Below are 10,742 nucleotides of genomic sequence, written 5' to 3' on the forward strand. Positions count from 1 at the left end.
AAATATACCCATGGCCTAAGGGCACATGGGGAAGGAGGATGAAAGATAGATGAGCGTAAATCAAAGATTGGTTAATAAACTGACTGATAATTTATTTGACGGCATCCTTCAGCTTAAAACCAGGGATGAATGTTATGAATTTTTTGAGGATCTTTGCACGATCAATGAAATCCGGGATATGTCACAGCGCCTGGAAGTAGCAAGGATGCTTGAGGCTGGGGAAAAGTATGATCAGATCGAGAAGGAGACGGGGGCAAGTACTGCAACAATCTCAAGAGTCAAAAGATGCCTTAAGTACGGGGCTGACGGATATCTGACAGTACTTTCAAGATTGAATGAATTAGGGGGAAACAAGAAATAATGGATAAACTGAATCTTTCTCATGCAGGGTTTAAAGCATATGATATTCGCGGCATTGTGCCGGATGAAGTAAACGAAGAACTTGCTTACAGAGTAGGACGTGCCTATGCAGACCTGTATTATCCAAAAACCATGTGCATCGGCTATGACGTGCGCCCGAGCTCCCAGAAGATCTGCGAAGCTGCAAGCCGCGGATTGACTGACGGCGGTGCTGATGTGTATAACATCGGACGCTGCGGTACAGAAATGATGTACTTCGGCACATTCTTCTATAAAATGGATGGCGGATTCATGATCACGGCCAGCCATAATCCTTCCAACTATAATGGAATAAAAATCGTCAGACAGGAAGGCATCCCTGTCAGCGAGGATACAGGCCTTAAGGATATTGAAGAACTTGCTTTTTCCGGAGACTTCAAAGAGTCCGAGAAAAAGGGAACTGTTTATAAGAAAGAAATCATCGATGATTATGTAAAGCATATCCTGACATTTGTCGATATGAAGAAGATGAAACCGCTTCATATTGTTGTTGATGCAGGAAACGGCTGTGCCAATGTTGCATTTGCACCTCTTGAAAAATATCTCCCGTTCAAATTCAGCTATATTGACATGCAGCCGGACGGACTTTTCCCGAACGGCGTGCCTAACCCGATGCTTGAAGAATGCCGCAAGAAACTGGTCGATACCGTATTGAAAGAAAAGGCAGACCTTGGAATTGCATGGGATGGAGACTTTGACCGCTGCTTCTTCATTGATGAAAATGGCAAATTTGTCGAAGGCTACTACATGGTAGGCCTTCTGGCTGAATACTTCCTTCAGCTCCATAAAGGAGAAACCATTGTCCATGATCCGCGCGTCTTCTGGTGCACACAGAAGATCTGCGAAGAACTGGGCGGAAAAGCCGTCGAATCCAAAGGCGGCCATGCCTTTATGAAAGAGACCATGCGCAAAGTGAAGGGAATTTACGGCGCAGAAAACAGTGCTCATCACTTCTTCCGTGAATTCTCCTATTGCGATTCCGGCATGATTCCCTGGCTGATTGTTGCTCAGATCATGAGTGAAAAGGGGAAAGGCTTGGGAGAACTTGTTGCTGAAATGGAAGCTGAATTCCCATGCAGCGGCGAAATCAATCTTCCTGCCAACCATGTGAATGCTATCCTGGAAGCAATTGAAAAGAAATATACACCTGATGCTGAAAGAATTGATAAGATCGATGGCATCGGAGTTGATTTCAAAAACTGGAGATTCAATCTCCGCCCGTCCAATACGGAACCTTTGATCAGATTCAACATGGAAACCCGTGGGGACAAAGAACTCCTTAAAGAAAAAGAAAATGAAGTCATTGAATTAGTCAAGTCTCTTAACTGATTCGCCGTGACGATATAAAAAAGCAGGACCTTTCTGGCAAGACGAAGGTCCTGCTTTTTTATTTTTCTCGAAAGGAGGATATGGAGAATCTGAAAATAATTTATGCATTATATTGCATTTTATTACATAAAAGCGTATATTTATAAGTATAATTAGTCAAAGACCCATTTAGATACAGAAAAGAGGAGATCATTATGAAAAAAATTACAAAGGCAATTCTGACCGGAGCCGTCATTGCAGGCATGTTTATGGCAGGAGGGTGCAACAATAGTTCTTCTGGCAGTTCATCGCCAAAAACCAATGAGAGCGCTTTGATGCAGAAAATCAAATCAAGCGGGAAACTGACTGTAGGTACAGCATCCGGATTTCCTCCTTATGAGTTTTTAGATACTTCAGCATCAGATGGCAAAAAGATTGACGGGATAGATATCAAACTGGCTGAAGCTGTTGCCAAAAAGCTGGGAGTCAAATTGGAAATACAGGATATGACATTCCAGTCGCTTTTATCCTCTCTTACCACGGGAAAAGTGGATATTGCTGTCTCTGCAATCAATCCGACTGAGGAACGTAAAAAGACAGTAGATTTTTCTGACAGTTATCTTGAAGGGAAACAGACGCTTCTTGTCAGAAAAGAGGATGCAGGGAAGTATAAGGCGCTGAGTGATTTTGACGGAAAACGTATCGGTGTACAGAAATCTACGATTCAGGAAAAGCTTGCTAATGAGCAGATCAAGAATGCGCAGATCGTGGCACTTCCCAAGGTCGCAGATGCACTTCTTGAGCTGAAGACGGGGAAAGTGGATGCGGTACCTGTGCAGAATATCGTTGGAGGCCAGTATCTTCTGACAAATAGTGATCTTTCGGCAACAAATATTTACTTCAGCAATTACAGCGGCGGCGCTGCCGTTGCCGTGCCGAAGGAAAGTGCTGATGTCATTAAAGTGATTAATGAGGTCATTGCAGAAAACAAAGCCAATGGAAATATCGATAAATGGGTTGATGAAATGACAAAGAAAGCCGTTGAGAATGCCAAGAAATAATGTGGATATAATATTTATTCACATATAAGGAGAGCAGAATACTGCATAAAAGTATAGATATGCATAAACACTTTATTTCATATCTATACAATAAAGGCGGAAAATGGTAATATGCACATAGGAATGGAGGGATGTATACATGAGAAAATCTTTAAAGCTGGCATTGATCGGTGCGGCAATTTTAGGTTCGCTGGCAATTGCCGGCTGTGGAGATAATTCCAAACCTTCTGGCGCGTCTAGTACACAGGAAAGCAAACTGATGCAGACAATTAAGCAGAGAGGCAAATTAATTGTTGGCACTTCTTCGGGATATCCGCCTTACGTTTTTGTAGATGCTGATTCCCCTGACAAGAAGGTCATTGGGCTCGATATTGAATTGTGCAAGCAGATTGCTGACAAACTCGGTGTCCAGATGGAAGTACAGGATATGGGATTCTCTGCGCTTCTTTCATCAGTGACTTCCGGCAAGGTAGATATTGCAGTCGGAGGCGTCAACCCGACACCGGAAAGAGAAAAGGCGATGGCATTCTCTGATATTTATCTGCCAACGGAACAGAAGCTTCTGGTTCTCAAGAAAAACGAACATCTTTACAAGGACATGGCTGATCTTGATGGCAAGACAATCGGTGCAGAGAAATCTACGACACAGGAAACGACGGCTCAGTCAATCAAAGGAGCAAACGTCATCGGACTTTCCAGTGTCCCGGATGCTATCCTGCAGCTGAAGAATGGCAAACTTGACGGAATTGTCGTGGAAGGCGTCGTTGCCAAGCAGTACCTTGTATTCAATGATGACCTTGCTTTGGCGGATGTACAGTTCCAGGGAGCTAAGAAAGTCTCTGCTGTTGCACTGCCAAAGGGAAGTGATGATGTATTGAAAGTCATTAACGGCATTATCAAACAGGATACGGAATCCGGACAGTTTGATAAATGGGTTGATGAATACAGTAAAATTGCAGTGGAAAAAGCCAAGAAATAATAAGCTGGACCTGACAGAGAGGAATGCAAAAGCGCATTCCTCTTTTTCATTTGTATGGAACCGTAATGATTTATTCATCATTGTGCATGTAAATGCATAAAAGACAAGAAAATTTCATTATTTATACGAATAATTATTGACATATGTGTATATTTATGCTACTATCTATCCATCACAAAGATGTATCCGGTTTGAAATCAGAATTATCAGAGAGGTGCTTAAAATGATGAAAAAGATAAATGCAATGAAATTGGCAATGCTCGGAGCAGCAGCTGTAGCAGCTTTTGCTATCACAGGCTGCGGTGGAAGCGATAATAAGGCAGCAAGCAAGCCGGCTCAGGCTGAAAGCCCGCTTATGCATAAGATCAAGAGCAGCGGCAAGCTCGTTGTGGGAACAGCTTCCGGTTATCCTCCATATGAATTCGTAGACACAAGTGCCGGTGAAAAGAAGGTCATCGGGATTGATATGGAACTGGCACAGAAGATTGCTGACAAGCTGGGCGTCAAGCTTGAAGTGCAGGACATGAATTTCCAGGCTCTTCTTTCTTCCCTGACAGGCGGTAAGGTTGATATGGCTATCGCAGGCATCAACCCGACAGATGAACGTAAGAAATCCATGGATTTCTCTGATAACTATCTTCCGACAGAACAGAAGGTAATCATCCGCAAGGCTGATGCTGACAAGTTCAAGAAGGTAGAAGACCTTTACGGCAAGACCATCGGCGTACAGAAATCCACTACACAGGAAGCTCTTGCCAAAGACCAGATTAAGGATGCCAATATTGTAGGCCTCGCACATGTTCCTGAAGTTGTCCTTGAACTGAAACAGGGCAAAGTCGATGCACTGGTTGTAGAAGGCATCGTCGGCGAACAGTATGTCATTTTCAACAATGACCTCATGTTCTCTGACATTAAATTCCCGAATGCTGTCAAGAACTCTGCAGCAGCCCTTCCGAAAGGAAATGAAGATGTAGCTGCTGTTGTCAACCAGGTAATCAAAGAAAACACGGACAACGGAAACTTCAAGAAGTGGACAGAAGAATACAGCAAGAAAGCAGTAGAAAACGCAGATAAGAAATAATCGGCTGTGAATAACGTATGAATCAATAGGAAAGGTCACCATGCACCAGATGTGTGGTGACCTTTTATAAGTCGCAAAAATGGTATATCATTACTGACTGCGGCATGCACGGATAATACTGAATGTAGTCAAGTTTTAAAACGTATGTTATAATGAGTCAATTATCCTGATACAGGGAAAATCAATAGAAAGAGGGAAGGCTAATGAGCGTTAAAACAGTTCCATTTAGTGATGAATTAATTCAGAATATTGCTGCCAAATACGGTACACCTTTTCATATCTACGACGAAAAGGGCATGTTAGATAATGTCAAGCGCTTTCAGAAAGCCTTTTCCTGGAATCCCAACTTCCATGAATATTTTGCTGTAAAAGCGACTCCGAATCCCTGGATCATGAAGAGCCTGAAAACGCTGGACGTCGGATCAGACTGCAGCTCTATGGCTGAACTTGTCCTTGCTGAATCGGTTGGAATCAAAGGGGGGGAAATCGTATTTTCTGCCAATGATACGCCTGATGAAGAATTCATTAAGGCACATGAGCTGGGCGCCATCATTAATCTGGATGATGTTTCAAATCTGGATGATCTGGAAAGACTTCAGATTGTGCCGGAAAGGATTTGCTTCCGCTACAATCCGGGTCCAGAACTGACCAGAGGCAATGCAATTATCGGGACGCCGGAAGAAGCAAAGTACGGAATGACTTATGACCAGCTCATGACCTGTGTCGACTGGGCTAAGAAGAAGGGCATTTCCTATATCGGAATCCATACGATGGTCATTTCCGCAGAACTTGAGCTTCCCGGTCTTTTAGGCACGATTTCAATGATGTGCGATCTTGCCAATGATATCAGAGACAAAAAGGGCATTACTGTCGATTTCATTGATTTTGGCGGCGGAATCGGCATCCCTTATCTTCCTGAACAGAAAGCAGTCGACATTGAAGGATTGGGAGAAGGCGCAAGGAAACTCTTCGAAGAAAAGATGGCAAAATTTGAAAAGACAAGAATCTGCTTTGAATGCGGCAGGGCCATTACCGGTCCGTACGGCTTCCTTGTGACAAAGGCTATCCACTACAAGAATATTTACAGGAACTATATCGGAGTAGATGCATGCATGGCTGATCTTATGCGTCCGGGCATGTACGGGGCTTACCATCACATTACTGTTCTTGGAAAGGCAGATGCACCCAAAGACCATGTATATGACGTAGTTGGTTCTCTTTGCGAAAACTGCGATAAATTTGCCATCCAGCGCAAGCTGCCGGAAATCGACATGGGCGATTTGATTGTTATCCATGATACCGGAGCTCATGGCCACAGCATGGGGTACAACTATAACGGCAGACTCCGCCATCAAGAAATTATGGTTCATGAAGATGGAAGCGTGCAGCAAATCAGAAGAAATGAAACATTGTTTGATCTTTTTGCTACACTTGATTTCCCGTCCCTGAAAGAAAATACAGCCAAAGTTGAAAAATAATTTTTTAAGAGATGTCTCTTTTTGGAGGCATCTCTTTTGTTTCTTTTAAGGGATTGATTATAGAAAATCGAAGAATATAAGAGTATAATCTGGACGTAAGCAAACGTTTATATTGAAACGTAAGGGGGCTTTAAATTATGTATACGTTATCAAATCAGCAGTTCAAAGGTAAAGTTCCACAGATTGATCCGAATGCTTTCGTTGCACCGGGTGTATTTCTGTCCGGTGATGTAAGAATCGGAAAATATTCCAGCATCTGGCCAGGCGTTGTTGCAAGAGGCGATGTCAACTACATTTCCGTTGGCGAATGCTCCAATGTACAGGATCTCTGCTGCCTGCATGTAGCAGATAATAATCCGTGCATCATCGGGGACTATGTTACAATCGGACATAGTGCCTGCATTCATGGATGCGAAATTGAAGACCATGTACTGATCGGCATGCATTCCACCATTCTGACAGGAGCAAAAATCGGCAGAGGCTCTATCATTGCAGCCGGAGCTTTGGTTCTGCAGAATCAGGTCATTCCTCCGAACTCGCTCGTTGTCGGTGTCCCGGCAAAGGTTATCAAGACCATTAACAAGATGGACAACATCCATGCACAGGCATTGAAGTATAAATGCGAATGGGCTATTGGATATGGTGTAAAACCGGATATCGATGGCGAACTCTATCACAACGAACCTATTGTTTAACAGGCAGTGATTGGACTGGAAGTCGTTTCATAAATGATAAGAAAGATGGCAATGCGGAAAACGCACTGCCATCTTTCTGTTTTCCCTTATTTTATCGTTTATGCGGCAGGCAGATGATTTGACTAGAGGATAGTGCGGGCTATATAATATATGACAACTATATAAAACGGATAATTATCTAATTATCAGAATAAACGGAAGGTGACATTATGCGAGAAAAGTATATTCCTCAGCAAATCGAGAAAAAATGGCAGAAGATTTGGGAGGATAACAAGGCGTTTGAAACTCACTATGATCCAAACAAGAAAAAATATTATGTACTGGAAATGTTTCCTTATCCTTCAGGAAACCTCCATATGGGCCATGTAAGAAACTATTCTATCGGCGATGTTGTTTCCCGTTTCAAGAAAATGCAAGGATTTAATGTCATCCATCCGATGGGATTCGATGCGTTTGGCATGCCGGCTGAAAATGCAGCAATCCAGCACGGAATTGCTCCGGCAAAATGGACTTATTCCAATATTGACAACATGACAAGACAGCAGAAGGAACTCGGTCTCTCTTATGACTGGGACCGCAAAGTTCTGACCTGCAGCGAAGATTACTACAAGCATACACAGAAACTTTTTGAAATCTTTTACAAAAAAGGACTGGCTTACAAGAAGGAAGCCAAGGTCAACTGGTGCAACAGCTGCCATACCGTTCTTGCCAATGAACAGGTTGAAGAAGGGAAATGCTGGCGCTGCAAGAACCCTGTCGTAAAGAAAGACCTTTCCCAGTGGTTCCTGAAAATTACAGCTTATGCAGACCGCCTTCTGGCAGACCTTGATCACATGCCTGGATGGCCGGAACGTGTCAAGACGATGCAGAGAAACTGGATTGGCAGATCAACCGGCACGCAGTTCTCCTTTACTGTAGAAGGCATGGATGAACAGATTCCGGTCTACACAACAAGAGTAGATACCGTTTATGGTGTTACTTACATGGTGCTTGCTCCTGAACATCCGCTTGTTCCGAAATTGATTGAGAGTAATCCTGATAAGGCATCTCTTGAAACTTTCATTGAAAGAATGAGAAATGAAAATGATATTGTCCGTACTGCCGAAGATGCTCCTAAGGAAGGAATGTTCACCGGAAGTTATGCAATTCATCCGCTGACAGGAGAAAGAATTCCGATCTGGATTGCAAACTACGTTCTTTATGAATACGGCACAGGCGCTGTCATGGCTGTACCGCAGGGCGACCAGAGAGACTGGGAATTTGCGAAAAAGTACAATCTTCCGGTCAAGCTGGTTATCCAGAACAAGGAACATGATCTTAAGCTGGAAGACATGGATAAGGCATACGATACAGACGGATTCCTTGTCAATTCCGGCGAATTCGACGGACTGACCTCTGAAGAAGCCCGCGAAGCTATTACAAAGAAAATCGAGGAAATGGGAATCGGAAACGGCAAGGTCAACTACCGTTTGAGGGACTGGCTGATTTCCCGCCAGAGATACTGGGGCTGCCCGATTCCGATCATCCACTGCCCGCATTGCGGCAATGTCCTGGTGCCGGAAAAGGATCTTCCTGTAGTTCTTCCAGAAGATGTCAACTTCGTAGCCGGAGCTACCTCTCCGCTTGAGACAAGTGAAACATTCCTCCACTGCAAGTGCCCGCAGTGCGGTGCTGATGCAACCAGAGAAACCGATACAATGGATACATTCATCGATTCATCCTGGTACTTCCTGCGCTACTGCGATCCGCACAATACAGAAGAACCATTCAGCAAGGAAAAGGCTAACTACTGGATGCCGGTCGATCAGTATATCGGCGGCATTGAACATGCTATCCTTCACCTGCTTTATTCCCGCTTCTTTATGAAAGTGCTGCAGGATGAAGGCATGGTAGATTATCCTGAACCATTTACCAACCTTCTCTGCCAGGGCATGGTACTCAAAGACGGCGGCAAAATGAGTAAATCTGTCGGCAACGTTGTTTCCCCTGAAGAAATCGTCGGGAAATATGGCGCTGATACAGCAAGACTCTTTATCCTGTTTGCTGCTCCTCCGGAAAAGGATCTCGAATGGTCCGATCAGGGCGTTGAGGGTTCTTACCGCTTCCTGAAGAGAGTATGGGCTATCGTAGAAAAGTATCAGGATTTCGACAAGGAATCCAAGGGCGACCTTTCTGAAGATGAGTTTGCACTCAGAAGAAAGCTTCATCAGACGATTTCCAAGGTTACAGAAGACCTTGACGGCAAGTTTGCTTTCAATACGGCAATCTCCGCTGTTATGGAACTGGTCAATGAAATGTACCGCTTCAGCGAGACACATTCCGTCATCGAAGACAAGCTGGCAAAAGAACTTGTCCGCAACCTGCTGATTCTGCTCGCTCCATTTGTTCCGCATATCACCGAAGAACTCTGGCAGCAGATTGGCGAGAAGGAAAACAGTGTCCATGATGCAGAATGGCCGGTATGCGATGAATCAGCCCTCGTTGTTGACGAAGTGGAATTAGCTGTTCAGGTCAATGGCAAAGTCCGCGCTACGATCAAAGTGGCAGTCAGCATGGAAAAGGACGAAATTGCGGATCTGGCAAAAGGACTTGCTGAAGTGCAGAAATTCATCGAAGGCAAGACAATCGTGAAAACAATTGTGGTTCCTGGAAGAATCGTTAATATCGTAGTTAAATAAAATAAAAAATTAGAGAGATCAGAGACTGTTCCTGGTCTCTCTTTTATTTTGCCCGCATATACTTGTTACAGCTTGATTTATATTATGCTAGAATGAAATAAGATGAATCTTAGAGGGTGACAATTATGAATATTACATGTGAAGGCAAGGAGTACCATTTCTTTGATGGCGCTACTCCACAGAATTTATGGAATATCGTACGCGGCGCAAGAAAGCGCACAGATGCGGTGCTGGCTGATTTTAACGGAGATATTATAGATTTCCAGACGCCATTTCCAAGTGATGGAGCCGTCAAGTGGATATCACTGGAATCTCCGAAGGCCCACCAGGCTTATCTCAGGAGCGCCATTATGCTTCTGGTGTGCGCGGTAAAAGAAGTCTACGGGGCAAAAGCGGATGTCAAGATCAAGCATTCTTTGGGGAAATCCATTTACTGCGAATTCAAAGACGGGCATATACCGCTCCAGAAAGAGCTGGATATCCTCTCAGAAAGAATGCGGGATATTGTCAGAGAAGGAAGGGACATTACCAAAATCATAGTGGGGAAAAGCAGAGCCATTGCTTTTCTCCGGATGAAGGGGCTGCAGGAGGATGCCGAGCTCCTTTCCCAGCTCGATATTGATCATCTGGATGTGGATCAGTGCGGAAAGGTCATTGATTACTTCTTCGGGCCGATGCTTCCGGATATGAGCTTTGTCAGGCAATTCATCCTTCGTTCCTATGCGCCCGGATTCCTGCTGAGGATTCCGCAGCCTGGAGAGGAGGAATTGAAATTCGGCGAGGAAGACCCGTTGTTTGCACGCGTCTTTCTGGAATCCCAGAACTGGAGTGAATTAATTGGATGCCATAATCTGGCGGAACTTAATCATGCCATAGATACAGGCAAAATCTATGATTTTATTGCCATTGCTGAAGCGCTTCATGAAAAACGTCTGGCTGAACTGGCAGATACGATCTGCGAGCAGAAGCCCAATATACGGCTTGTGTGCATAGCAGGACCTTCTTCCTCCGGCAAGACGACGTTCATGAAACGGCTGATTGTCCACTTGAGAGTCAATGGCGT

General features: G+C 44.2%; 8 protein-coding genes and 1 pseudogene. All 9 read left to right on the plus strand.

Going from position 1 to position 10,742, the window contains the following annotated elements; translation table 11 throughout:
• Positions 1-49 precede the first annotated feature (49 nt).
• The gene (locus M3200_RS02765; RefSeq protein WP_022382012.1) at positions 50-361 is read left to right on the plus strand and encodes a YerC/YecD family TrpR-related protein; all 312 of its coding nucleotides are present in this window, start codon (positions 50-52) and stop codon (positions 359-361) included.
• Positions 361-1,728, plus strand: coding sequence for a phosphohexomutase domain-containing protein (locus M3200_RS02770; RefSeq protein ID WP_022382013.1), 1,368 nt, complete (start codon positions 361-363; stop codon positions 1,726-1,728). The genes M3200_RS02765 and M3200_RS02770 overlap by 1 nt, the downstream gene beginning before the upstream one ends.
• Positions 1,729-1,922: 194 nt before the next feature.
• Entirely contained in the window at positions 1,923-2,768 is an 846-nt protein-coding gene (locus M3200_RS02775) for a transporter substrate-binding domain-containing protein (RefSeq protein ID WP_022382014.1), read from the plus strand.
• 139 nt (positions 2,769-2,907) lie between these two features.
• Entirely contained in the window at positions 2,908-3,747 is an 840-nt protein-coding gene (locus M3200_RS02780; protein ID WP_022382015.1) for a transporter substrate-binding domain-containing protein, read from the plus strand.
• A gap of 223 nt (positions 3,748-3,970) precedes the next feature.
• Entirely contained in the window at positions 3,971-4,828 is an 858-nt protein-coding gene (locus tag M3200_RS02785) for a transporter substrate-binding domain-containing protein (RefSeq protein ID WP_022382016.1), read from the plus strand.
• Positions 4,829-5,031: 203 nt separating this feature from the next.
• Positions 5,032-6,306: a diaminopimelate decarboxylase family protein gene (locus tag M3200_RS02790; RefSeq protein ID WP_022382017.1), complete on the plus strand. Its 1,275-nt coding sequence runs from the start codon at positions 5,032-5,034 to the stop codon at positions 6,304-6,306.
• 137 nt (positions 6,307-6,443) lie between these two features.
• The gene (locus M3200_RS02795) at positions 6,444-7,001 is read left to right on the plus strand and encodes a gamma carbonic anhydrase family protein (RefSeq protein ID WP_022382018.1); all 558 of its coding nucleotides are present in this window, start codon (positions 6,444-6,446) and stop codon (positions 6,999-7,001) included.
• Positions 7,002-7,210: 209 nt separating this feature from the next.
• Positions 7,211-9,679, plus strand: coding sequence for a leucine--tRNA ligase (gene leuS / locus M3200_RS02800; protein ID WP_022382019.1), 2,469 nt, complete (start codon positions 7,211-7,213; stop codon positions 9,677-9,679).
• A 125-nt stretch (positions 9,680-9,804) separates the two neighbouring features.
• Positions 9,805-10,742, plus strand: a pseudogene (locus tag M3200_RS02805) (nucleoside kinase); the annotation flags it as partial.

This window comes from Dialister sp. CAG:357 (assembly GCF_000435155.1).
Lineage (GTDB): Bacteria > Bacillota > Negativicutes > Veillonellales > Dialisteraceae > Dialister > Dialister hominis.

Coding starts and splice junctions, on each gene's coding strand:
- M3200_RS02765 (WP_022382012.1), top strand. CDS start 50: ATGAGCGTAAATCAAAGATTGGTTAATAAACTGACTGATAATTTATTT.
- M3200_RS02770 (WP_022382013.1), top strand. CDS start 361: ATGGATAAACTGAATCTTTCTCATGCAGGGTTTAAAGCATATGATATT.
- M3200_RS02775 (WP_022382014.1), top strand. CDS start 1,923: ATGAAAAAAATTACAAAGGCAATTCTGACCGGAGCCGTCATTGCAGGC.
- M3200_RS02780 (WP_022382015.1), top strand. CDS start 2,908: ATGAGAAAATCTTTAAAGCTGGCATTGATCGGTGCGGCAATTTTAGGT.
- M3200_RS02785 (WP_022382016.1), top strand. CDS start 3,971: ATGATGAAAAAGATAAATGCAATGAAATTGGCAATGCTCGGAGCAGCA.
- M3200_RS02790 (WP_022382017.1), top strand. CDS start 5,032: ATGAGCGTTAAAACAGTTCCATTTAGTGATGAATTAATTCAGAATATT.
- M3200_RS02795 (WP_022382018.1), top strand. CDS start 6,444: ATGTATACGTTATCAAATCAGCAGTTCAAAGGTAAAGTTCCACAGATT.
- leuS (WP_022382019.1), top strand. CDS start 7,211: ATGCGAGAAAAGTATATTCCTCAGCAAATCGAGAAAAAATGGCAGAAG.